We start from the raw sequence: 23,372 nt of genomic DNA on the forward strand, positions 1-23,372 counted from the left end.
TTCGGTCATTTGCGGTGGCGCGGAGAGGCGGTCCTCAATTCGACGTGAATTGTTGACCGTTCAATTCCTCGCGGCTCCGCCGCGGCTTACCGGTTGATGATTCAAGTTCCGCCGATTATCGCTCGGTAAGGGTCATCTTGATGTCGTCGGCGGCCCAGAGGACGAAGCGTTCGATGGGCTTGACGGTCTGCCCGGGGACGAGGTCGAACCGGAACCGCTTCAGCAGGACGGCCAGGACGAGTTCCGCCTCGACCATCGCCAGCGCCGAGCCCTCACAGCTGCGCGGGCCGAGCCCGAACGGGATGTAGGCGAGCCTCGGACGTCCCGCCGACGCCTCCGGGGTGAACCGGTCGGGGTCGAAGACGTGCGGGTCGGGCCAGTACTCGGGGTTCATGTGGACGGCCCAGAACGGGTAGAAGATCGTCGTCCCGGCGGGGACCTCGTACTCGCCGAGGACGAGGTCCTCGGTGGCCTCGCGGGCGCCGTACGGGCCCGGCGGGTAGAGGCGCATCGCCTCCTTGAGGGCCCGGTCCAGGCGGACCAGGTGCTTCAGGTCGCCGTACTCGGGGGCGGCCCGGTCGCCGAGGACCCGGTCGACCTCCTCGGCGACGCGCGCGGCCGCGTCGGGGTGCTCGGCCAGCAGGTAGAGCGTCCAGGAGATGGCGACGCCGGTGGTGTGGTGGGCGGCGAGCATCGTCATCAGCACCGTGTCGCGGATCCGCGCCGGGGACTCGCCCGAGGCCGCCAGGGCGGCGATCAGATCGGCCCGGTCATCGGTCCGGCCGCCCGCGCGCTCGCCGTGTGCGGCCAGGACCCGGTCGACGGTCGCGCGCAGGTGGGCGAGGGCCTCCTTCGCCTCGGCGCCCGGCCCCTCGGCCCGGCCCATGTACTCGGTGAGGACGGTCTCGAACGCCGACACCACCCGTCCCGCGGCCCCCTCCTCGTCCAGGCCGCTGCCGAGCGCGTAGTGGCAGATCATGCGCAGCGACAGCTCGCTCAGGTCCCGCTGGAGGACGACCGGGCCGGCGGACGCCGCCCAGCGGTCGGCGAGCTCGGCCGCCAGCGCGGTGAACTGCGCGAAGTGCGCCTCGTGCGAGGGGCGTCCGGCGAGGACCGACAGCATGGCGCGGCGCCACGGGCCGTGCTCGTCGGCCGGGATCGTCTGCAGGTTGCCCGCCTCCTGCAGCGGCGCCAGGAACTCGAACAGCTTCTCCGGACGCTTGTCGATCTTCGCGGTGGCCTCCAGCAGGACGGGGTCGGCGACCGAGACCGCGACATCCGCGCCGGGCAGCGGGAATCGCACCACCGGTCCGTACTCGGCGTGCAGTTTCAGCTGGTAGTCGTGCAGCCCGCCGGCCGCGGCGATGGCCGCCGCGCCGTCATTTTCGGTGGCCGGCCCGGGGATCTGCGATGGGGTGCCGACGTCGCCTCGCATTTGCGCTCTCCCGCCGTCAGGATCGTCGATTCGGTTGTTCCGGAGTTGATCACAATGCTTACATGTTCTCGCATACTTCGCGATAAGACCGGGCAGAAAAGCGCCCATGACGACCGGCCGGGAGAAGACACTGGACACCGTCGATCCGACGACGCCGAACGTCCCTCGGATGTACGACTACCTGCTCGGCGGCAAGGACAACTACGCCGCCGACCGGGAGGCCGTGGAGGAGGTCGTCCGGCACGCGCCCGACACGCCGTTCCTGGCGCGCGAGAACCGGGCCTTCCTGCGTCGTGCGGTGCGCTTCCTGGCCGAGTCGGGGATCCGGCAGTTCATCGACATCGGCTCCGGCCTGCCCACCCAGGGCAACGTGCACGAGATCGCGCACGAGATCGACCCGTCCGCCCACGTCGTGTACGTGGACATCGAGCCGGTCGTGCTGGCCCACGGCCGGGCGCTGCTGGGCGGCACGCCCGAGGTGACCGTCATCCAGGGCGACGCCCGGCGCACCGATGACATCCTGGACGACCCGGAGCTGAACAAGCTCATCGACTTCGACCGGCCGGTCGCCGTGCTGATGCTCGCCGTCCTGCATTTCATCGGCGACAGGGACGACCCGCCCGGCATCGTGGCGCGGCTCCGCTCCGCCATGGCACCGGGCAGCTACCTCGCCGTGTCGCACGTGACCGCCGACTTCGACGCCGACAGCCGCGTCCGGGACGCCGGCGCCGTGTACAAGAGGGCCACCTACCAGATCACCCTGCGCAGCCGCGAACAGATCACCCGCCTGTTCGACGGCTTCGACCTCGTGGAGCCGGGCCTCACCACCCTGTCGATGTGGCGGCCCGACCCCGGCTCGTCCCTCCCGGCCCGCGCCGACCGCCAGTGGTGCTACGCCGGCGTGGCCCGCAGGCCCGGCTAGCCCCGGATACCGCGTCAGCCCAGGCCGGAGAGGTCGCGGGCCATGACGGTGTTGCGGTCGGCGGGACGGTTTCCGAGGGAGAGCTGCGGCCATTGGCCGGCGAGTTCCTGGCGGCTGCGTTCGCTCCAGGCGCGGGCTTCGGCGCTGCGGGTCTTGTAGAAGTTGAGCGCGTAGCCGCCGGTGTGGACGCGCAGGAGCGTGAAACCGCCCGGGTATTCCTTGACCGCGCCCACTTCCTGCTGGACGACGCGGGGCGCGAGCGGGAACGTCGAGCGCTGGTTGCGGTGCGTATGCCCGGCGTGGTGGAGGAAGACGCCGGGGGTGCGGTTGTAGGCGGTGAGAATCCGCAGGGATTGGCCCGCGTCCAGGGAGTGGGTTCCGGTTATGGCGAGAGGGTCGTTCTCGGTGAAGAGCGGGTGGTGGCCGAAGACGATGGTGGGACGGTCCGGGTCCTTCGCCAGCTCGGATTCGAACCATGCCTGCTGGTCGGCGGAAAGGCCGCCGGAGTCGCCGCCGTCGCCCGGCTTGTCGTAGGTGTCGAGGCCGATGACGCGCAGGCCCTGCAGGTCGTGCGAGAAGTACGTCCGGCCGGACGGGAAGAAGGCGTCCTTGAAGCAGTCGTTCCCCTGCCACGCTCCGGGGGTGCAGGACGCGTAGGCCGTTCCCGCATGGGCCCGGTCATGGTTGCCGCGCGCCACGAGATAGTCGGTGCCCAGCGTGCCGAACGTGTCGAGGATGCCCTTCGCGTTCCCCAGGTCGGCGGGGGCCGCCTCGCTGGAGACGTCCCCGGCGGCGAGGAGGTAGGACGCGCCCCGGCTGCGGGCGTCCGCCATCAGGGCCTTCGCCATGACCTCGGGGTAGGGCGGGTGGCCCGGCGCCTGCTCGATGCCCTTGATCCACGGGAGCTGCCCGACCAGGCCCGCGACCGTCTCGCCGAGGTGGAGGTCGTTGCACAGGGCGACCGAGAAGAGGTGGCGGCCCGGCGGCGGTTGCGGGGTCGTGAACGCGAACACGTCGCCTTCCGGTCGGCCCGCCGCCGAACCGAAGGCCAGCCAGGTCGGCGACGCGGACCGTCCGGCTGAGCGCGCCCGGTAGTAGTAGGTGCGGCCCGGTTCCAGGTCGGTCAGCTCGACGTAGTGGTACGGCGTGTCCGAGGGGCCGTGGGCCACCGACGTCAGGCGGGACGGGTGCGTCCCGTAGAGCACCTCGGCGTCGGACGGCGCCGGGACCATCCGGCCCAGCCCGTCGTCCGTCCCCGGCACGCCCGTGTACCAGGTGAGGACCGCCGAGGTCTCGGTGACGGTGACCAGTTCCAGGTTCACCGGCTGGACGCCGCCCGCCGCCAGCGCGGACGCGGCCTCGGCGGTGGGCAGCAGGGACGCGCCCGCGACGATCGCGCTCCAGCGGAGCAGGGCCCGGCGGCTCGGACGGCAGCAGATCATGATCGCCACGGTGCCACCGGGGAGATCGTCCGAACAGGCCCAAAGAAGCCGGCTATGCCCGGAGAAGACCGCCGCCGGCACCGCTGGGCTCCGGCGGCGGGCCGAGGTCAGCCGGCGACGGCGCGCAGGCGCTCCTCGCGGAGGCGGCCGGCCCAGGAGTCGTCCAGCGGCTGGAGTTCGGCGCCGACCGCCCAGGTGAGCAGCAGGTCGGCGAGGCCGGGGTTGCGCACCAGGGCGGGCCCGTGCATGTAGGTGCCGAGGACGCGCCCGCTGTAGGCGCCCTCGAAGCCGTCGCCGTTGCCGATGCCGTGCACGACCTTCGCGAACGGGCGCGCGTTCGGGCCGAGCTGCGTGCGGCCCTGGTGGTTCTCGAAGCCGGTGATGCGGGGCACGTTCAGCTCGCCCGCCACGTCGCCGACGATCTCGCCGACCGCGCGCTGCTCGCCGCGTCCGGACCGGATGTCGAGCAGGCCCAGCCCCGCGACGGGCTGCCCCTCCTCGCCGCCGAACTCGTGGCCGAGCAGCTGGTAGCCGGCGCACACCGCGAAGACCACGGCCCCGGACTGGACGGCGCGGGCGAGGCCGCCGTCGCCGCGCAGCCGCTGCGCCGCGAGGATCTGCGGCCGGTCCTCGCCGCCGCCGAGCAGGTAGATGTCGCCGTCGGCGGGGACGGGCTCGTCCGACCGCAGGTTCACGGTCTCGGTCGGGATGCCGCGCAGCGCCGCGCGCCGCTCCAGGACGATGGTGTTGCCCTGGTCGCCGTAGGTGCTGAGCAGGTCCGGGTAGATCCAGACGATCTTGATTCGGTCAGACGACACGGCCGTACCTCGTTCGGATGTTCTGGAAGGCGGTGTAGTTGGCGATCACGTCGAGGTGCCCCGGCGGGACGGCCATGACCGCCTGGTCGATGTCGTCCACGACGGTGAACGACACGTCGGCGGCCTCCAGCCGGGCGGCGAGGTCGATGCGGCGCTCGCCGGTGACCCACACGGGACGGCCCCGCAGGATGCGGTAGTCGACGTCCCACAGCCAGGACGTGTCGCGGCCGTCCGGGCCCTGCGCGTTGATCGACAGGGCGACCGGGCCGGGCGCGGGCTGCAGGACGTCGAACGCCTCCAGCCAGCCGGCCGGGTTCTTCGACAGCAGCAGCCGGATCGAGCGGCCCTCGTGCTCGACCGTCGTGTAGCGGCCGGCGACGGAGGTGACCTGCGACAGCAGCGGCAGCGCCTGCTCGGGCGGGACGCCGAACTGGGCGACGACCGCGAGCGCGATCAGCGCGTTCGAGCGGTTCGCGCGGCCCGGCAGCGACAGCCCGGTGAGCGGGTAGGAGCGGCCGTCCGGCGCGGTGACCGTGTCGCCCTTCAGCGTCCAGTCGGGGCGGGGGCGGCGGAAGTGGCACTGGCGGCAGGCCCAGTCGCTGTCCTCGTCGGTGTCCTGCCGGTCGAGGGGGCCGCCGCACTCGGGGCAGCACCAGGAGTCCTCGCGCCAGTGCTGGCCGGCCGCGACCCAGGTGACGCTCTTGGCGCTCGCGGCGCCCCAGGTGACGAGCGGGTCGTCGCAGTTGGCGATGACGTGGCTGGTCGGGGACGCCTCCAGCGCGCGGCGCCACTTGCCGGCCAGCAGCCAGATCTCGGCGGCGCGGTCCATCTGGTCGCGGCTGAGGTTCATCAGCGCGACGATGTTCGCCCCGGTCTCCTTCAGGACCATCGGGACGTACTTCTCGTCGCACTCCAGCACGCCGTAGCGGGCGGACGGCGCCGACGCGAGCGCGGACACGTGCCCGGTCGGCATGTTCGCGCCGAACGCGTTCGTCGCGACCTCGCCGAGCGGCGTCATCGCCGAGGTGATGAGCCGGGTCGTCGTCGTCTTGCCGTTGGTCGCGCTGACGAGGACGAGCTTGCGGTCCTTCGCGAGCCTGGTCAGCAGCTCGGGGTCGAGGCGGAGGCCGACGCGCCCGCCGATCACCGAGCCGTCCCCGCGGCCCGCCATTCGGGACATCTTGGCGGCCGTGCGACCGAGCGCGACGGCCAGCTGCGAACGCAGCGGAAGATCGCTCATGCTCTCCGTCTTCTCTGGATGCGCCGGGAAACGCTCCGAGCCTAGCCGCTGGGCGGGGGCCTCCGGGCCGTTGCGGGGCGTACCGGCGGGTTCCGGGACGTCCCCCGGCCCGGCAGGGCAGGATGTGAGCATCATCACACGGGGGCGGGGTAAACCATCGTGAGCAATCTTGACCTGTACCGACATGTCGTGATTCGGTGCGACCTCCGACTACGGTGTGCCAGATTTCCGTCCACGCATCCGAGAACGGCGACACCCACTACTTTTGTCGGAGGCCCCGCTGATCGCGGGGCGGCGGTCCCCGTCCCGGCCGGCGGACCAGGACCGCGGGCGCGACGAAGCGGCGAACAAGGCGAGGTCTGAGCGATGCAGTGTCCTACGTGCGGCAACGACACGCCCGGGACGCTCGGCAAGTGTTCGCACTGCGCGGCGCCGATCGACGTGTACTCGGTCGGTCCCGCCGTCCCGCTGGCCGCACCGGTCGCGGACGCCACCCCGGTCACCGGCACCCCGGCCGGCGGCGCCGACGCCCTCGGCGACCGGACGATGATGGTGCCGCCGCCCACGCCGTCCTGGGCCCCCGCCCCGAGTGCGCAGCCGCCCGCGATGCCCGACCTCGCGATGCCGCCGCAGATGCCGGCGGCGCAGACGCCGGGGCCGCAGTCCACCTCGCCGGAACCGCCGGCGCAGCGGCCTCCCTCCCAGCAGCCGCCGCTGCGGCTGTCGGTGGAGCCGTCCGAGCCGCCGGCGCCGACGCCCGCGTCGCCGATGCCGTCCGTCGACCCCGAGGACACCGCGGCCTGGACGTTCAACCCCGACGAGGACTCCGGCGCCTACGGCACCGTCTCGCAGGGGTCCTCCTGGGGCGGCGGGCAGCCGGCGCTGCCGTCGAGCGAGAAGCCCGCGCTGCCCGCGGCCGGCGGCACCCCGTCGAACCCGTTCGGCCTCGCCGAGCACGTCGAGCCGGCCGAGTCGATCGTCCCGGACTCCTGGTTCGCGCAGCCGCGCAGGCCCGAGGGCCCGGACGCGGACGCCACCCAGGTGTGGGGGCAGCAGGGCGGCGGGACGGCGCCGCCGTCGCCGGCCGCGCCGGCCATGCAGCCCGGGATGCAGCCGGGGATGCCGCCGGCGCTTCCGTCCGGCATGCCGGACGCGGAGGCGACGCAGTACGCGCCCGGCCCGATGAACCCCGGCGCGATGAACCAGGGCGGGATGAACCCGGGCCCGATGAACCAGGGCATGCAGGGGTTCGGCGGGAACTTCGACCAGACCCGCATGGACCCCGGTTCCCCGATGGGCGCCCCCATGGGCGCCCCGCCGATGGGCGGGCCGATGGGCCAGCCGATGGGTCAGCCCGGCATGGGGAACATGGGCCCGATGATGGGGCAGGGCGACTCGATGTACGGCGGCTTCCCGCCGCAGCAGCAGCCGCCCGGCGGGAAGAGCGGCGGCGCGAGCAAGCCGCTCATCGCCGCCGTCGCCGCGCTCGTCACGGTCGCGGTCGGGTCCGTGGCGTTCGTCGTGTGGCCGTCCGGTGACGACTCGTCGGCGAGCACGAACCCGACGTCGACGCCGTCCAGCAAGCAGGTCGCGCAGAAGAACACGATCCCGCCGGAGACCAAGCAGCAGGCCCAGGTGCTCAACAAGATCCTGGACGACAGCGTCGCCACCCGCCGGATCCTCGCCGGGGCGCTCGGCCGGGCCGGCAAGTGCAAGACGCTGCCGCAGGCGATCCAGGGCTTCCAGAAGGTCGCGCAGCACCGGCAGAACCAGTTGGCCCGCACCAAGGCCCTCAAGGTCGACAAGCTCGGCAACGGGGAGCGGCTGCGCGGCTCGCTGTCGGAGGCGCTGACGGCGTCGCTGGAAGTCGACATGGTCCTGCTGCGGTGGGCGCAGGCCAACCAGCGCGGCTGCCGCGGCAAGCCGAAGCCGAGCGCGGCGCAGGTGCCCGGACGTGCGGCCCAGGAGCGGCGGGCGACGTCGGCGAAGAAGCAGTTCGTCGTCCTGTGGAACCCCGTCGCGAAGAAGACCGGGCAGCCGCAGCGCAGTTGGAAGCGGGTGTAGCCGCGGGGCGGAAGGCCGGTTACGGCCGGGTTTCGACCGTGGACGGACCGTCCTGACCCGGTGGTCGCGCGTTATGTTGTGACCGTTCGAATCCACGGGGGCAGGGGGGCCGTCATGCGGTGTCCGAACTGCGGGACCGACACCATGGCGTCGTCGCCCACATGCTTGCGGTGCAACGCGCCCCTCCCGCCGGAGGGCGACGCGACCGCCCACGACGCGACCGCCCACGACCCTGCGGCGCATGACCCGACGGCACGCGGCTCGGCGTCTCCGGGCCGCGATCCGTTCGGGGAGATCCCCGTCCCGCGCGAGCCGCTGCCGCCGCCGTGGGCCGGGCAGAGCCCCACCCCGTGGCAGTCGCCGCCCGACTACACGACGCCCATGCCGCCGTCGGAGGAGCGGTCGATCCCGCTGTCCCCCGAGCCGTGGGCGGAGCCGGCGATCTGGCAGCCGCCGAAGCCGCCGGGCAAGAGCCGGCTCCCGTACTTCCTGGGTGCGGCGGGCGTCGTCCTCCTCATCGGGGTGGCGCTCGGGATCGTGTTCTGGCCGAGCGGGTCGAGCGGCCCCGAGAACCCGCCCGCGGCGGTGCGGCCGTCCGCGCCGTCGAGCCAGGGCACCGTGTCCGAGACGGGCGAGACCGGGGCGACCGAGGGCACCGGTGACGCCGACGCGCAGGCCGGGGCGGTGAACGACCTGCTGGACGACATGGGCAGGACCCGCTCCGACCTCGGCACGGTCGTCGAGGAGGGCTGCACGTCGAGCGGCCTGCAGCGCATCCTCGACGAGCGGAGCGGGCAGTTGGAGAAGGCGCGGGCACTGGACGTGGGCGCCCTCGACAACGGCACCCAGATGAAGGACGCGCTCGTCCGCGCGCTGGAGGCGTCGACCGAGTCGAACCAGCGCTACCTCGACGTCGCGCCGGGCTGCCCGTCCGACGACGAGGTCTCGGACGTCAACTCGCGCGCCAGCAACGCCAAGAGCGAGTTCATCGGCTACTGGACCCCGATCGCCGAGAAGGCCGGTCTCCCGTCCCGCACCGAGAGCGACATCTGACCGAGGCCCGGCCCGTACAACGGCCCGGGTGCGTCAGCCGCCCACGCCGATGGCGGTGCCGAGGGCGTGGACGGCCTCGGCCAGCACCGCCACGCCCGCGACGCGGCGGCCGAGCCGTCCGAGCGCGCCCTCCATGCGCTCGGGGTCGGGTTCGTCGGACGCGGCCTCCTCCTGGACGTCGGCGAGGTCGCGGCGCGCCCGTCCGGGTTCGGCGAGGTCGCCGGCGTGCGCCTCCAGCAGCCGCTCCACGCGGGCGAGGGCGTCCACGACGTCCTGTCCGGACCCGGCGGCGTTGATCTGCTGGTTCTGCGTCACATGGTCGCCCGACGCGACCTGCCCGTAGACGTTGCCGCTGATGTTGAGGGTCCGGTCGCCGTGCTCGCTCATGCGTCCTCCGAATGGGTCGGAACCGATGCTTTCGGGACGGCCGGGCGCGCCGGGCCCGCCCTGCCACTGGGCGGCCTCGCGGCCCGCCGCCACCTGCCCGTTGACGGTGCCGCCGGTCATGATGACGCCCTCGTTCAGGATCACTCCGGCCTGCGCCCGGTACGCCGACACGTCCAGGCCGCACTCGCCGCCCAGGTAGTCGAGCAGCGCCTCGTTGACGCGCCGCTCGATCAGCCGCGTGTGCTTGTCGACGTCCATCTGCTGGATGTAGGTGTCGAAGCCGTCGGCCGCGCACAGCTCCCGGACGCTGATCCGCGCACCGAAGTCGTGGGCCGGCCGGTCCTCCGGCTCACCGGCGAACGCCGCGACGACCTCGTTGCGCGCCATCGTCCAGCAGGCCGCGGCGATCCGCGCCCAGGGCATCAGCACACCGTTGAGGACGGTGCGCGGTTCACCCCCGATGGGCCGGAACCGTCGAAGGCCGCCGCTCCGCTCGGACGGCCGGTCCACGATCCTGAACTCGCGCCGGACGGGCGGCAGCACGGTCGTGGCGAGGTGCCCGTAGAGCATGCGGCCCTCGACCGCGAGGTACACGAAGGCCGATACGGAGACGTCCTGGTCTTCGGCGGGGGCGACGACCCGTCCGTCCCGGCCGATGGCCGCCTGCCCCTGGGCGCCGACGGTGATGCGCTGGTAGCAGCGGATGCCCGTCTCCGGGTGCCGGACGAGCGCCTCGACGGCGTCCGGTGAGGCCACCGAGAACGGCACTCCGGGCACCGTATCGATCAGCGGATGGCCGTAGACCGGGCCGGAGCCGCGCATGCCGGGCGGATGGGGCCGCAGGCTGCTCTCGCCGCGCGCGACGACGTGCATGGCGGTGAGCATGCGCGCGATCCGGTCGCCTTGGCGGGGCGGCTGGGAGGGGTCCGGCCGGTCCGCGTCCCGCATCCCGTGCAGCCGCTCCCGCACCCGGAGGTGCATGACCAGCGGATCGACGCGCTGCGGCCGGTCGTCGGCAGCCCGCGCGGCATCGGCCTCGGCATCAGGGGGCTCGATGTCGGCGCCGGGTCGGGAGGGGTCGGTGCCGAGGGGGCCGGGTGCCGGGCGGTCGAGTTCGAGCACGATCGACCACGTCCGCGCCCAGGGCGAGTCGAGGCCGCCGGCGCCGATGAAGGGGTTCGTCCCGGCGTACAGGGTCACGTTGCCGCGCTGCGCCGAGCGGACGCGATCGAGTATGAACCGCACTCGCGGGCTCCGCGTGACCGGCAACCGCCCGATCGCGGCGGGCGCGAGGTCGCGCACGAGGACCCTGTTGACGATGCGGATGTGGAGAATGGCCGTTCCGGCAATCCCGAAGGTGAGAAGCATCAGGCTGCCGAGCGCCAGTCCTGTTTTGAGGCGTTCTGAGAGGTTCTCACTCTGGAACTTGCCGAAATCGTCCAGGCCGCTCGACAGCCAGGCCAGGAGAAACTCCAGGCCGACAAGGAACAGCACCACGGCGGAGCCGATCGCACCCCAGCGGGCGAGGGGCCGCCACACCGGCGAGATCCGCCGCCATGGAGTCGCATAGCAAATCGCGACGGCCAGCCACACAAGAAAGTAGGCGAAGACGACAGCTCCCAGCAGTGCAAGCGCGACCAGCCATATCGCAGCGAGCACAGCATCGCGCAGTAGCCGGTAGCGCCGTGCCTGCAACGCGTGCAGGATCACCGGCCCCACATCGAATCCGAAGGACGGGACAACGGCGCGGTGCGCATCGTCCAGGAACTCGGAAATGACCTGGGCGCAGATCCGGCGGTCCAGATAGACGGCCGCGCACAGGTAGCGGGTGGTGTTCTGGAGCGGCTCGTTGGTCGCGTCGTCCGGGGAGCGCCGACCGTGCTCGAACAGCGGGCCGCCCGAGTCCGCCGCGTCCACGGTCATGGGAAGGAAAATATACGGGCGGGACAAGGACGCGCCATCGGCTCCGGAACTGTGGCCAAATCGCGCCGCCGCTACGGACCGTCAGGACCGCCCGGTTCGCGGGGCTGGCCGAGGAAGGGCAGCCCCTTGGACGGGTCCTCGAAGGGGTCCACGAAGCGTTCGAACCAGCTGAGGACGGGTTCGAGCCATTCGGTGACGCGCATCGTCTCGGCGACGTGGTCGATCTGCTCGTCCTCCTCGAAGCCGAGCGCGACGACGGTGAGGTCCTGGTAGAAGCCGGCCTGGTCGTCGTCGCCGTAGAGGGCGGTGAGGGCGAGGGGCCGGTTGCGGGCCAGTTCCATCGACAGCGGGTGGCGGCGCAGGGCGCGCAGGCGGTGGCCGAGCTTGGCGTCCGGCGGCTGCTTGAGGCCGGGCAGCGGGTAGTCGAGCGGCGGCGCGAGGGTGTGCTTGTCGGGGACGCCGGTGCCGTAGGGGAACAGCCGGTCGAGCTCGTGCAGCCACTTGACCTGCGGGATCATCCACTGCGGACCGGGCGCGGTACCGGCCGCGGCACCGCTGAGGAGGCGCCCGGCGACCTCGGCTACGGCGGCGGTCAACTCGGCGGGCGGATACGCGACGCGCAGCGCTCGCGACCGCCGGGACACGGCCCGTTCGAGGACGGTCGCGAGCGCGCATTCGCGAAGCCTCGGCGTCAGCCGAGACCAGGCGCGTCCCAGCTCGGCCGGAACGGCGGGCAGCGGCCGGTTCACGACATGCGCCAGGACGAGCGTGTCGGCCCACAACCGCAGCCACGCCCAGTCGGGGCCGCCGGCGATGAGGTCGGCCTCGCGCAACTCGAACAGCGTGCAGGCGCGTCCCGACCGGCATTCGCAGCCGCAGGCGGCGGAGCGGCGCCCGTCGACCGGGGGCGGCGGGCCGGGCAGTTCCTCCTCGCGCCCTTCGCCGAGCGGGACGCGGACCCGCAGCGGGCGGTCCATGCCGTCCGCGAACACCGCTGCGACGCCGGGACGCAGCGACACCACCTCGCGGGACTGGTCGCCGTCCAGGTTCATGGCCGCGCCGACCTGGTGCCGGTCGTCGTAGGCGGGCAGCCGGTGGACGACCTTCAGCGCGGTGTTCTTGATGACGTCCGGGACGAGTTTGGTCGGAATCTGCTCGGCGACGACGATGCCTTCCCCATAAGCGCGGATCTCGGCGAGCATCCCCGCGAAGAGTTCAACGGCGTGCGAACTGCCGCGCTCGGGCCCGCGATTGCGGAGCAGCCGGTGCGCCTCCTCGATGACGATGACATGCCGCAGCACCGACCCGGTCGCCCGATCCCGGTTCCGTTCCCGCATGCGCAGGTGCTCGACGATGCGGATGATGAGCGTCCCCATGAGGAACGCCTTGTCCTCGTCATTCGCGACGTCCTCAATCGCAAGCACGATGTTGTCGCGAAGCATTCCGCCGATATCAGCGGGGTGACCGCCCTCGAAGAACCGCCCCGCCGACCCGATGCGCAACGACCGCAACCGAACGTCAACGAACCCCTGCACGTCGGCCATCAGCTCACGCCCGTACCCGACGTCCTGGATCACCTGAAGCGCCGCATTCTGCAACTGCTCAAGCGTAGGCACGGCAGGCTCGATAAGAGAGCCCGGCACACCCCCACCCGTAACCACGTCCCACCCGTTGTTCTCGTAGACCCTCTGCAGCGCCTGCGCCATGATCTGCGGGAACGGCTCCTCGGCATCGAACGCCGCCTGGAACAGCGCCCGCACCATGTCGATATGCGCCTGCACCGGATACCCGGGCTCCGGCGCCAGCGGATTCACCGACAACGGCACCGAGCCGGGATCGGACGGATTGACCACCGTCACCGGCCCGCCCAGATCCTGAATGCGACCGGCCATCGCCGCATACTCCGACTTGGCGGGCTCGATCGCCAGCCACGGAATACCCGCCCGCGTCAACTGCTCCAGCAAATGCCGGACGGTCTGCGACTTACCGGCCCCCGTCGCGCCCGTCACGAACACATGCCGGTTAATGGTCGACCGAGGAACGGTGAACCGTCCGACCTCCCGATCCTGCCCGTCCAGGATCGCGCCGAGCTCGATCTCCGGCTCCCCGAACTGCGGCGTGGTCTCGGACGTGACGTCGAAATACCCGGCCTCCAGCACCCGCAGCCCCGGCACCTCCCGGCGCGGCAACCCGGCGAGCGCCGCCAGCGCCCCCGCCGTCGCAATGAACGGGAACCGCTGCTCCGACTCTGCCATCGGCCGAACCGGCACCGGCGCCGTCCCCGGGCTGAGCATCTCGCTGAACGACCCGCTCCCCTGCCCCGACCTGAGCCGATACGGATGGTGCCCGAGCTCCATCGAGCCCACGAGCACCGGCGCGATCTGGCCCAACTCCTCCTGCGATGCCGCACCCGCGACCACCCGCACCTGCCACAACCCGGCCTCGCGGAAGGCGTCCAGTTCCGCAAGCCGCTGATCGGCCCGCGCGACGGCGAGCCGCGCGTGCTCGTCCTCGCCCCGCCGCAGCATCCGCAGCTCGTGCTGCAACTCCCGAACCTCGTCGTCGATCATCCGCTCATCGCACGGGTCGGCGACGACGAACCATCCGAACGGCCGCTCCATCAAGGTGACAAGCGTGGCCTCGAACAGCCCCGGCCCGCCCCCGGCGCCCTGCGGCGCGAGCCGTCCGGGACACCGCGTCCAGGCCATCCGCTCCGCCTGCCGCAGCCACCCGTCCCCGATCGGCACCCCGCGCCCACCACTGGGGAAGAGCAGCCCATGCGTCTCAACACCATCGACCGGCGTCCCGATGGGCCCCGCATTGGTGATCAGCTCCAACGGCGCCCCGGCCCCAGCCGACAGCCACCCCACAACGAACGGTCGCCGCAACCGTGCCGCCGACAAAGCCGCAGGCAGCACACTCACAAAGTCCCACTCCGCCGAAGCGTCCCGCTGCGGCGCCGGAATAGCCTGAATCCGATACCAGGGCCCCGGCAGCACGAACGGCTGCTGCTCAGGGACGGCCCGCATCCCAGGCGGCGGCCCACCCGGCGGAACCCCCGTCCCCCCTCGATAAGGCGGCACCGGCGGCATCCCAGACGAAGTCACCCCCGCATCCTGACGCGCCCCCGCCCTCCACGCCAACGCACCATCAGAAAGAGTCACAAGGATCGACCACACAGCAGCCCCCGAGCCTCAGACACCAGCAAGCCGCGCGGCAAGGAAGGCACGGGAGGCGCAGGAGAACGCCCCCGCCGCGCGGCGGCCTGAGGGACAGCGGCGGCCCCTCTTGCAGGTCGGCGACCGTCTTCGCGTGGGGCTGGGCCGGCACTTTCGACTGCCGGCCCGGCACCCGCGCCCGTTCACGACGCCGCCCACCACGACCGCCGTGGACGCGATCGGGGGAGCACCCCACGGGCGTACTCAAGCAGAACGTTCGCCGATGCCGGTCTGCGTCACATCGCCGACCCACAGCAGGATCACGACTCAGCCCGTGAATAGATACCCCTCTCGGCTTTCCGTCGGGTTTCAGGGGAGACGATCCGGACTGGGCGTGAAGCGCCGCGTGGGAGTGCGTGGCGGGCCGGGCGGCGCGGGGCGGGGCGGGGCGGGGCGGGGACGAATACTTGCGCTGTGTGTCCTCACCGGCCCCAGGTGGACTCGCGGAACTGCCGCACCTCGGCCGCGCTCGTCACCCACTCGGAGATGCGATTCCCATCCTCATCGACTTCACTGTGCGGCTCTACGTACCGCCACGGCTTTTGCGGGTCGAACGGTTCATTGAGCCCATCCAGGATGATGAGAGAATTCTGGACGTAAATTGCATCCCCGTCTCGATACATTGGCCAGCAAGAGATGAAATTGCTGACCGCCGGGTCGGTCATCGAAGCAATGAGACAGGAGATCGCGTTCTCGGAGCGTTCGATTTCCCTTAGGGCACTCTCCCAGCTTCGGCGGTATTCATCCACTGACCAGAAGCTCAGATCCATCAGGAACATCTCCGTGAAGCCGCCGATTCTGATCCTGGCGACAGCAGCGGAGGATGACGACGTCGCACCCTCCGGAACCGGATCATCGATCACCTCGATCGAGAAGCCATCATTCCCTGACGTAGTTGAGATCCGAGTCATAGGTTCCAATCCGCTGCCCTCTGCGGTTGAACATTTCCCAGCCGTCCGTCGCGTGGCGGCACCCGCCACCACATAGTACGTGTGGAGGTCGGCGACGATGAGGTTGTGGACGCGTTGCTGCGGGGCGGTCTCGTGCTCGGCCGCGGTTCACGGGTGTCGGTCGCGATGAGCACGCCGCTCTTCGTCGTCCTGAGGACGAGAGGTGCCGCGGTCGCGGGTTCGGGCGGGTCATCCGTCGTCCAGCCGAGAGCCGGAGCGTCCGCGGTTCACAGTGATCGGGACCAGGTTCTCGTCACCCTTGCTGCTGATGGTGCCGAGGACGGGTCGATGCCCGGGACGAAACTGCTGGTGCACCGCAGGTCGCAGGCCACCGCCGCCAGCTTCTGCCGGACCGGCGTGCACCAAGCGTGCCATCCGACTGCCGCTAGCCTGGCAGTGGCTTCAAGCAGTCCGCGCTTTCGAGGAGGATCTGGATCCCGTCCTTCTCACCAAGAGGCCGCACGCCAAGCACGGACGCGAACTCAGCGGTAAAGAAGGTCACATACCCAGTGACCACCTCGGGATCGAACAGCGTCGGCTCCACAGATATACGTGACATCAGCGAGACTCTCTGATTCGACGCATTCGCCGCATGGAGCGCAGCCCACGCGAACGCAACCCCTCGCCGCATCAGGTGGCGGACTTTCTCACGCCCCGATGATGGAATGCCATCCTCTGGAATACCCCGGCCATTGACGGCGGTTTCGTACTCACCCACCGTCGAAAATGCGGAACGATCACCGAAGTAGGAGTCTCGGAACGCGACGAGCAGCATGGCGCCGCCTTCCGATACCCATCCCTCCTCAACGACCGAGCGCATCGGAAGGTATACGTCGTCCGCGCGGAGACGTGTCAGAAAGCCCGACCCGAGCGCCTGCTCTGCATCAGGGCTGATCACACTCATCTACTACTTCTCTCGACTCGCATCATGCCAAGTTCACCGCAGCCCGCTACCCGCTACTTCGCCACATGAACGGACGCGCCGATTTCTATGTCGGGGGGTCGGCCTTGTGTTTTCCGTTGGGTTTCAGGGGGGAGACGATTCGGACCGGACGGGAGGCGCCGCGTGGGAGGGCGTGGCGGGCCGGGCGGCGCGGGGCCGGGACGTCCGGTGGCTCCGGTTCGTCGTGGGCGGCGTCGTCGTCCGGCTCGGTGAGGGCCTCCTGCTCTTCGCGGAGGTACTCCTCGAACTCCATGGAGTGCGCGGTCGGCAGCGTGATGATGCCGGGGTTGGCGTCCACCAGGAGAGTACGGCGGCCCGTGGCGCCCGAATGGGTGAACACCATCGCGGTCGGGGGCAGTTCCTGGAGTTGTGGCGGCTCTATCAGGAGTTCGCGGAAGCGCTGTTTGCTCGTTCGACGGTCGGCGACCGTCCTGCCCCAGGCCGTCGCGGAGCTGATGCCCTCCACCAGGACAGAGTCGTCGGCCGCCGGCGCGGGCAGCGGCGACCAGACGGGGTCGGTGAGGCCATCGCCGCGCGGGCGGGCGAAGGCGACCGTGCTGGCGTAGGTCTCCCCCGCGACGTCGAACAGCGTCTCCCCCGCCGCGTCGGTGATCTCGGCGACGATGAGCGGCTGCCCGGCGCCGATGTGCTCGGCGGCGACCCGCGCGTCCTCGGGGTTGCCGAGCCGCATGAACCCGACGGCGGCGTGGCCCCGGCGGCCGAGTCGCTCCCGGACATGCCCCGGAATCGACCGGTACATCAGCACCAGGCCGGTGCCGGTCGCTTCGCAGGCGTCGATGAGCCGGTCGAGGACGTCCCCGCGCAGCTTCTCGGCACCGCAGAGGAAGAGGGTGTGGTCCCAGCGGCCGCCGGGTGGGGCCTCGCGGACGCGGTGGGTCAGCGCGGTCGTGACGTACGTCCCGAGGATGCGGTTGGTCAGGACGCCGGCGCGGCGGTCCATCGACACCACGTGCAGCCTGGACGGCGGCAGCCGCACCGGCTCCGTCGCGAGCTTCTCCAGCTTGCGGAGCTGCGCCTCCAGCGCCCACGCCCGCCGGACGACGATCCGGTCGGTGGCGTCGCGCCCGAAGAGCGTGGCGATGCGTTCGAGCTGCTCGTCGGTCAGCAGGCCCTTGCGGAGGTCGTCGCGCGGGTCGCCGACCTGGGCGAGGACGCGCAGCGCCGCCGTGATGCGCGGGATCGTCGCGTCCGGCCCGAGGACCTCGATGATCCGCTCCAGGATGGAGTTGTCGAACGACAGGTCACGGGTGCCGCCCTCCTCCTCGCCCGCGCTGACGACGAGGGAGAGGACGTCCGCGAGCGCCTCGGGGTTCAGGCCGCGGGTCACGTCCAGCCGGGGCAGGTCGGCGGGCAGGACCCAGACGAGCGGGTCGTCGCCCCGGTCTGAGGCGAGGCGCAGCAGGTCGTGCGCGACCGCGCCCTCCGACAGGTCGATGATGGTGAGCCGCGCGCCCACCGCCAGCCGCGCCGCGCCCATGGTCGTCACGGCCGCGGACCACCCGGCGAGCGTCCCGCCGACGACGTCCACGCGGTCGACCCCCGGCGGGACGGCGACCGGATACCACTCGCGCTGGCCCTCGTAGGCGGCCTGCCGGCGCTCCCACTCGGCCCGCGCCTTGGTGTACGCCTTCTCGGCTGCGTCCCGCTCCCGCCGCCGCGCGGCGCGCTGCCGCTCCTCCTCGTCCCGCTCCTGCGCGAGCCGGGCCCGGACGCCCCGCTCGTCCCGCCACAGCCCGCCGCCGGTGAAGCCGAGGATGACCAGGCACGCCAGCAGCGCGACCCCGGCGAACGCCCACGGGACGACCCCCAGCAGCCCGCACACCAGGAACAGGACGGCGAACGCGATCGTGCCGCCGACCACGATCCGCAGCGGCCGGCCGGCCATGTGCTCCGCGGGCTGCCGCGCCGGCGTCGGCAGCGGCGCCCGTTCACGCTGCTCGGGCGGGGCAGGGGGCGGCCCCGGATCGGGGTGGACCTGCGCGTAGCGCCACCCCACATGGACGCGGTCCGCCTGTGTGAGCCGCGCCATCGCGGACCCGCCCGCCATGTCCGTCACGTCGAGAGACCCCTGGGAGTCGCGGGAGTATATGGAACGCCTCGGGGTTGCCGGTTCGGTTGCCTACACAGCCCAGGGTAAAGAGCTTCCCACCTCCCCGCCCCCCGTTCAACGGAACAGTCCCCCCGACGTCCCCCCACCCCCGACATTTCGGACACCACGCCCACCTGCGACAAGATCAGACACCGCCCCCGCCGCCCCATGACCACACCCGGCCACCCTCCCGGCGGCCGACGCCCGGTCTAGGCGGTAGGGGTGGTCTTCACGGGGAGGAAGGCGTCCAGTTCCATCGTCGGGTGGGGGTACTTCCACTCCGCGGTCTCGAACGGGATGTACATGCCTTCGGGGGTGTCGGCCAGGAAGTAGTTGCCGTCCCACTGGTTGGGGTGCGTGACCGGCGCGTCCTGCGGGTAGCGCGCGCCCAGGGCCTCGTACTTCACGCCGACGCCGAACACGGCGTGGACGGCGGCGTCCACGAAGTTGAGGTGCGCGATGTCGCCGCGGAGATGGGTCCCCTGGATCGCGAGCCCATGCACCCGGTCCCGGGCGAAGTAGAGCGAACTGAGGTCCTTGACGACCTGGTCGAAGGCGTGCGCACTGTCCTGGTGGACGAGGGCGCGCGTCTGCGGCTCGGCGAGCAGCACGTTCGCGACGTAGGTGGGCAGGTCGCCGTGGAACATCCGGACGCGGTTCATGGCGCGGGGGAACAGCCGCCGCAGCCTCTCGTGGGTGAACCGCAGGTAGGCGTCGTTGACGTCGACGAGATCGAGTTCCAGTCCCATCGGCTCGACGCATCCGGCGAGGATCGCCGCGGAGCCGCCCATGAAGACGCCCACGTCGATCAGCCTCGTCAGCTCCAGGTGGCACCGTTCGGCCTGGCGGAACAGGTCGAAGTAGTGGTAGGCGCTGCACTGGTCCTCGTAGACCAGGTCGAGGCCCGCGATCCGGTCGGCGGTGCGGTCGAACACGGTGTTCCGACCGGCGAACGCCTTCAGGTCGGCGTGGTGCCCGCCTCGGATCGGGATGTTCAGCGCCTCATGCGGGCGCTCCACGTCCGCCAGGCCCGGGTCGGGGTCGAGGAACGCGCCCCACGTGGGCTGGTGCATCGCCACGGTCGCGATGTAGTCCGTCATGTCAGATCCTCGGGTTCCGGCGGATGCGTGCGGAGAGCGCCCGTCCCAGCTGCGACACGGCCGCGCCCAGTTCCTCGTCCGGCTCCGGCGGGGCCGCCGCCCGGGCCAGCTCCGTGCGCATGCCCTCCGCCTCCTGCCGGCGGGCGGCGTTCTCGGCCTGCGCCCGCGCGAGTTCGGAGCGCAGTTCGGCGAGTTCCCGCCGCTGCGCGGTGATGGTCTCCGCCAGCCGGTTCGCGTCGTCGGCGCGGGCCTCCGCCTCGTACTGGAGCTGCAGGATGCGGGTGTAGAGCGCGATCCGGTTGTTCTCCATGGCCGCGAGGAGTCCGGAGGACGTGTACGGCCGCAGCGCCTCGAAGATCTCGTCGGCGCCGGGCGCGCCCGTCCTGGCCATGACCCCGAAGCCGAAGACGGCGGGGACGATCGCGAAGCGCCGGTCGCCCGTCTCGGACAGCGCGTCCTCGACGGCGGTGAGGACGCCGTTGCGCTCGCCGCCCGCCTGCGCCGCCACGCTGAACACGCCGTCGCCGATGAACCCGGCCGGGGTGACGTCGTCGTGCCAGACGGTCGGTCCGTCGGCCGTGTCGGGGTGGACGTCCGCCGGCGCCAGCGGTGACGGCTGGTAGTAGAAGTCGCGGCGCCCGCACGGCCACAGCACGTCGTTCATGACGACCACCGCGTCGGGGGCGTTCTTCATGATCCATGCGAGTTCGGCGCGGACCACCGCGTAGTTGTGGTCGCCGTCGAGGACGTACATGTCGGCCACCGGCAGGTCGGCGAGCACCGCCGGGGAGCGCCCCTCCACCAGGTTCAGCCGGGGGTCGCCGTCCAGGACGGCCCGGAGGTCGTCGCCCGGGGCCGGTTCGACGCAGTGGACGGTCGCGCCGAGGTCGGCGTACAGGGAGCTGACCTGCCCGGACTCAACCCCGACCTCGACCACCGTCCGGATCTCGCGGCAGTCGAAGAGCAGCGCGAAGAGTTCCCGGAACACCGACATCGAGTGCAGCAGCAGCGGCTGCTCCCGGGCGGCGCGGGCCTGGGCGTGCGGATCGTCGGGGGAACCGACCACGGCGGCCCCTCGGTCAGCGGTCGTCACCGAGCTTCCTCCTCGCCACTCGCCTGGCGCCGGCGGCGACGCCCCTGACGCCGGCCGTCCGGTACTCCTCGCGCATCCGCCCGGTCAGCCGGGCCGCGCGCGCCGCCCGTTCCGCCATGCGGTCGACCGGCATCCGCGGCGCCAGCCCGGTCGCCGACTGCGGGAGCATCGCGAACGCGATCGTGACCTGCGCGGACGACACCGTGGGCGTCCCCGCGCGGCGGGCCAGCGGGAGCCACACCGCCGCGTAGGAGGTGTCGAACTCCATGAGGTTGCCGCCGAGGTAGCGGCAGTCCGCGTAGTGGAGGCCGACGAAGTCCTCCGGCTTGTCCCAGCGCAGCACCCGCTCGCGGCGTCGCCCCCCGGCGATGACCCTGGCCTCGATCCAGTCGACCCGGACGATCGCCGGACGGCCCGGGATCGCGAGGGAGATGTCGACAGTGTCGTGGTGCTCGAAGTCGATCCGGGCGAAGGACAGCCCGTTGTGGTTGATCCTGACGCGGCGGCGGATCGGGTCGTGCCACCGGTCGTCGGCCGTCCGGTACCGCAGCCGCGTCTCGTACGGCTCGCCGGCCGGGTCGAACGCCTCCGGGGCGATCGCACCGTCGGCGACGGCCCTGGCCATGGCCCCGAGCCCGGTGTCGGACGCGGCGATCAGCGCGGGCCAGAACGAGTCCCGCATGTGCAGGTCGTCGAGGTCGCCCGGCGACAGGTACGGGACGGCGGGCCTCAGGTCGGCGGGCAGCAGGGTCGTGACCTGGGAGGAGCCGAAGTTGTCCTCGTGGGTCCAGTTGCCGAAGACGGCCGCCTCGTCCGCCGTGGGCGCCTCCAGCGCGGCCACCAGGATCCGCGCCAGCCGGTCGCGCGCCGCCTGCGGGCGGGCCAGGTCCGGCCACGCGCCGCCGGACGCCGCGACGTACCTGCTCCACATGTGCTGGAACGCGAACACGCCGTCCTGGACGGTGCGGCGCTCGGCGTTCTGCGACGGCGAGTCGGACGCGTCGCCGAGGACCGGCTCGCCCTCCTCGGTGAACCCGATCAGCGACCCGCACAGCGCGTTGACGCACTGCTCCACGATCTCCGGGCTGCGGGTCACGGTCCGGGCGACGCGCGCCGGATGCCCCGCCTGCGCGAGGTAGCCCTCGGCGCGCAGCCCCGCCAGGTACACCCGCTCCGACCGGTCGTCGGTGGCCAGGTAGAGCCCGGACACCCGTGCGTCGATGCGGGCGATCTCCAGCGCCCGGGCGAGCTGCCGCTGGATCGTGCCGCCCCAGCCGAGGTCGACGAGGGTCAGCTCCGGATCGTCGAGCGCACCGGCGGCCCGCAGCGACTTGATCATGCGTTCGCGGACGGCGGTGACGGTCACCGCGAGCCGGTTGCACAGGTGCGGCGTCTCGGTGAGCGCGCGGGCGACCCGGTCGGCGATGTCGCCGTTGTCGATGACGGTGTCCAGCTCGACGGCGACGCCGGGCACGTCGCCGGGCCGCAGTTCGAGGACGGCCAGCGCCTGCCGGACGGTCAGCCGGTAGCCGGTGCGGATGAAGGCGTGCACCGCGTCGGTGTCGTGCGGGTCGAGCCCGGCCAGCGACGTCACGAACCGCGACAGCCACACGGGCGCGGCCACGACGTCCCAGCCGCGCGCCTCGGCGGCCCGGTTGATGAGCGCGGAGAGCAGCTCCCCTTCGCGCATCGAGCACCACAGCCTGCGCGTCCCGGCCTCGTGCGCCTTCCACGCCGCCCACTCGGCGAACCCGGTGAGCACCGGGCCGAGGACCCCGGCGCCGTACCGCCACGCGACGTCCAGCGCCGAGGTGCTGAACGGGACGCCCGAGTGGACGGCCTTGGCGCGCAGACTGGTGAGGCCGAAGTCGCCGTACCGGTCGTCCAGATCGGGCGCGTGGTCCTCGAGCCGGCCGACCGGCTCCTTTTCCCGCTTCAGCACGTCCAGGCAGGCGTCGTCGAGGCGCCGGTAGTGCACCGTCCGGACGCCGAGCCCGCCGGGCACCTCGTGGTCGGCGATCTCGTGGTCGCCGATGTGCACGACCTGCTCCGGGCTGCGGCCGAGGTCCCGCAGCACGATCTCCCACAGGCCGGACGCCTTGTCCGCGCCGTGCTGGTTGGACCGGAAGATCCGGACGTCGTCCAGCGGGCCCAGCTCGGGGCGGTCGAGGAGCCGGGCGAGCTGGTCCTCGGTGAAGTACGTGTCGGACACCAGGACGACCTGGATGTCCTGCTTCCGAGCGGCCCTGACGACCTCGGCGATGTCCAGGTCCACGACGGTCAGCTCGCGTTCCAGCCCCATCTCGGCCTCGACGAGCTGCTCGAGCGGAGCCGTGCCGAAGATCCCGTCGGGCATGGCGCGCCAGATGTCGAACAGGGACACCTCGGTGCCGAGGGCGTCGCGGCCGCCGCGGGCCGTGTCCTCGGCGGCGATCCGCATCCGGCGGAGGGTCGCGCCGGTCACCCACGGCGGGCACAGACCCGCGTCCCGCAGCCGCGGAGCGAGCAGGCCGAAGACGTCCACCGGCCGCGGCACCCGGCGCCAGAGCACGGTGTCGAAGACGTCCAGGGACAGCACGGAGCAGGCCCGGTCGGCGATGATCCGGTGCACGTCGTCGAGCAACGGGCAGCCGTGTTCCTGCTTGGTCAACGCCGCACCCTTCCCCCTGGCCCC

General features: G+C 71.9%; 15 protein-coding genes. 3 read left to right on the forward strand and 12 right to left on the reverse strand.

Features of this window, described 5'->3' with window-relative positions; all coding sequences use genetic code 11:
- Window positions 1–115 precede the first annotated feature (115 nt).
- Window positions 116–1,435: a cytochrome P450 gene (locus ABFX46_RS22460; RefSeq protein WP_346044867.1), complete on the reverse strand. Its 1,320-nt coding sequence runs from the start codon at window positions 1,433–1,435 to the stop codon at window positions 116–118.
- 106 nt (window positions 1,436–1,541) lie between these two features.
- Here ABFX46_RS22460 and ABFX46_RS22465 point away from each other — a divergent pair, with 106 nt between their 5' ends.
- Window positions 1,542–2,357, forward strand: coding sequence for an SAM-dependent methyltransferase (locus ABFX46_RS22465; protein ID WP_346044869.1), 816 nt, complete (start codon window positions 1,542–1,544; stop codon window positions 2,355–2,357).
- A gap of 14 nt (window positions 2,358–2,371) precedes the next feature.
- Here the strand turns inward: ABFX46_RS22465 and ABFX46_RS22470 are convergent, their stop codons facing one another.
- From ABFX46_RS22470 to ABFX46_RS22480, 3 genes are all read right to left on the reverse strand, one after another.
- Complete coding sequence (locus ABFX46_RS22470; protein ID WP_346045083.1) at window positions 2,372–3,799, reverse strand: purple acid phosphatase family protein; 1,428 nt, start codon at window positions 3,797–3,799, stop codon at window positions 2,372–2,374.
- Between the two features lie 107 nt (window positions 3,800–3,906).
- Window positions 3,907–4,617, reverse strand: a complete 711-nt coding sequence (locus tag ABFX46_RS22475; protein WP_346044871.1) for a type 1 glutamine amidotransferase — start codon at window positions 4,615–4,617, stop codon at window positions 3,907–3,909.
- Window positions 4,607–5,857, reverse strand: a complete 1,251-nt coding sequence (locus ABFX46_RS22480; protein ID WP_346044872.1) for a Mur ligase family protein — start codon at window positions 5,855–5,857, stop codon at window positions 4,607–4,609. The genes ABFX46_RS22475 and ABFX46_RS22480 overlap by 11 nt, the downstream gene beginning before the upstream one ends.
- Window positions 5,858–6,223: 366 nt before the next feature.
- Between ABFX46_RS22480 and ABFX46_RS22485 the strand changes: the two genes are divergently transcribed.
- Entirely contained in the window at window positions 6,224–7,921 is a 1,698-nt protein-coding gene (locus tag ABFX46_RS22485) for a hypothetical protein (protein ID WP_346044874.1), read from the forward strand.
- A 165-nt stretch (window positions 7,922–8,086) separates the two neighbouring features.
- Window positions 8,087–8,974, forward strand: coding sequence for a hypothetical protein (locus tag ABFX46_RS22490; protein WP_346044876.1), 888 nt, complete (start codon window positions 8,087–8,089; stop codon window positions 8,972–8,974).
- A 33-nt stretch (window positions 8,975–9,007) separates the two neighbouring features.
- On the opposite strand, the gene ABFX46_RS22495 is transcribed toward ABFX46_RS22490, so the two are convergent.
- The 8 genes from ABFX46_RS22495 to ABFX46_RS22530 form a co-directional block, all read right to left on the reverse strand.
- Window positions 9,008–11,284, reverse strand: coding sequence for a vitamin K epoxide reductase family protein (locus ABFX46_RS22495; protein WP_346044878.1), 2,277 nt, complete (start codon window positions 11,282–11,284; stop codon window positions 9,008–9,010).
- Window positions 11,285–11,355: 71 nt separating this feature from the next.
- Window positions 11,356–14,313 (reverse strand): ATP-binding protein, encoded by a 2,958-nt coding sequence (locus tag ABFX46_RS22500; RefSeq protein ID WP_428831291.1) that lies wholly within the window; start codon window positions 14,311–14,313, stop codon window positions 11,356–11,358.
- A 611-nt stretch (window positions 14,314–14,924) separates the two neighbouring features.
- Window positions 14,925–15,365: a hypothetical protein gene (locus ABFX46_RS22505; protein ID WP_346044882.1), complete on the reverse strand. Its 441-nt coding sequence runs from the start codon at window positions 15,363–15,365 to the stop codon at window positions 14,925–14,927.
- A 472-nt stretch (window positions 15,366–15,837) separates the two neighbouring features.
- Window positions 15,838–16,356 carry a hypothetical protein gene (locus ABFX46_RS22510; RefSeq protein WP_346044884.1) on the reverse strand — a complete coding sequence of 173 codons (519 nt, stop codon included), beginning with the start codon at window positions 16,354–16,356 and terminating at the stop codon, window positions 15,838–15,840.
- A gap of 85 nt (window positions 16,357–16,441) precedes the next feature.
- Window positions 16,442–18,463: a hypothetical protein gene (locus ABFX46_RS22515; RefSeq protein WP_346045085.1), complete on the reverse strand. Its 2,022-nt coding sequence runs from the start codon at window positions 18,461–18,463 to the stop codon at window positions 16,442–16,444.
- A 251-nt stretch (window positions 18,464–18,714) separates the two neighbouring features.
- Entirely contained in the window at window positions 18,715–19,605 is an 891-nt protein-coding gene (locus ABFX46_RS22520; protein WP_346044886.1) for a class I SAM-dependent methyltransferase, read from the reverse strand.
- Between the two features lies 1 nt (window position 19,606).
- Window positions 19,607–20,698 carry a class I SAM-dependent methyltransferase gene (locus tag ABFX46_RS22525; protein WP_346044888.1) on the reverse strand — a complete coding sequence of 364 codons (1,092 nt, stop codon included), beginning with the start codon at window positions 20,696–20,698 and terminating at the stop codon, window positions 19,607–19,609.
- Window positions 20,685–23,348, reverse strand: coding sequence for an HAD family hydrolase (locus tag ABFX46_RS22530; RefSeq protein WP_346044890.1), 2,664 nt, complete (start codon window positions 23,346–23,348; stop codon window positions 20,685–20,687). Before ABFX46_RS22530 ends, ABFX46_RS22525 begins: the two co-directional genes overlap by 14 nt.
- Window positions 23,349–23,372: the final 24 nt, after the last annotated feature.

It is taken from the genome of Actinomadura chokoriensis, from assembly GCF_039529475.1.
GTDB classification, from domain to species: domain Bacteria; phylum Actinomycetota; class Actinomycetes; order Streptosporangiales; family Streptosporangiaceae; genus Spirillospora; species Spirillospora bangladeshensis.

Coding starts and splice junctions, on each gene's coding strand:
- ABFX46_RS22460 (WP_346044867.1), bottom strand. CDS start 1,435: ATGCGAGGCGACGTCGGCACCCCATCGCAGATCCCCGGGCCGGCCACC.
- ABFX46_RS22465 (WP_346044869.1), top strand. CDS start 1,542: ATGACGACCGGCCGGGAGAAGACACTGGACACCGTCGATCCGACGACG.
- ABFX46_RS22470 (WP_346045083.1), bottom strand. CDS start 3,799: ATGATCTGCTGCCGTCCGAGCCGCCGGGCCCTGCTCCGCTGGAGCGCG.
- ABFX46_RS22480 (WP_346044872.1), bottom strand. CDS start 5,857: ATGAGCGATCTTCCGCTGCGTTCGCAGCTGGCCGTCGCGCTCGGTCGC.
- ABFX46_RS22485 (WP_346044874.1), top strand. CDS start 6,224: ATGCAGTGTCCTACGTGCGGCAACGACACGCCCGGGACGCTCGGCAAG.
- ABFX46_RS22495 (WP_346044878.1), bottom strand. CDS start 11,284: ATGACCGTGGACGCGGCGGACTCGGGCGGCCCGCTGTTCGAGCACGGT.
- ABFX46_RS22500 (WP_428831291.1), bottom strand. CDS start 14,313: ATGCGGGCCGTCCCTGAGCAGCAGCCGTTCGTGCTGCCGGGGCCCTGG.
- ABFX46_RS22510 (WP_346044884.1), bottom strand. CDS start 16,356: ATGAGTGTGATCAGCCCTGATGCAGAGCAGGCGCTCGGGTCGGGCTTT.
- ABFX46_RS22515 (WP_346045085.1), bottom strand. CDS start 18,463: ATGGCGGGCGGGTCCGCGATGGCGCGGCTCACACAGGCGGACCGCGTC.
- ABFX46_RS22520 (WP_346044886.1), bottom strand. CDS start 19,605: ATGACGGACTACATCGCGACCGTGGCGATGCACCAGCCCACGTGGGGC.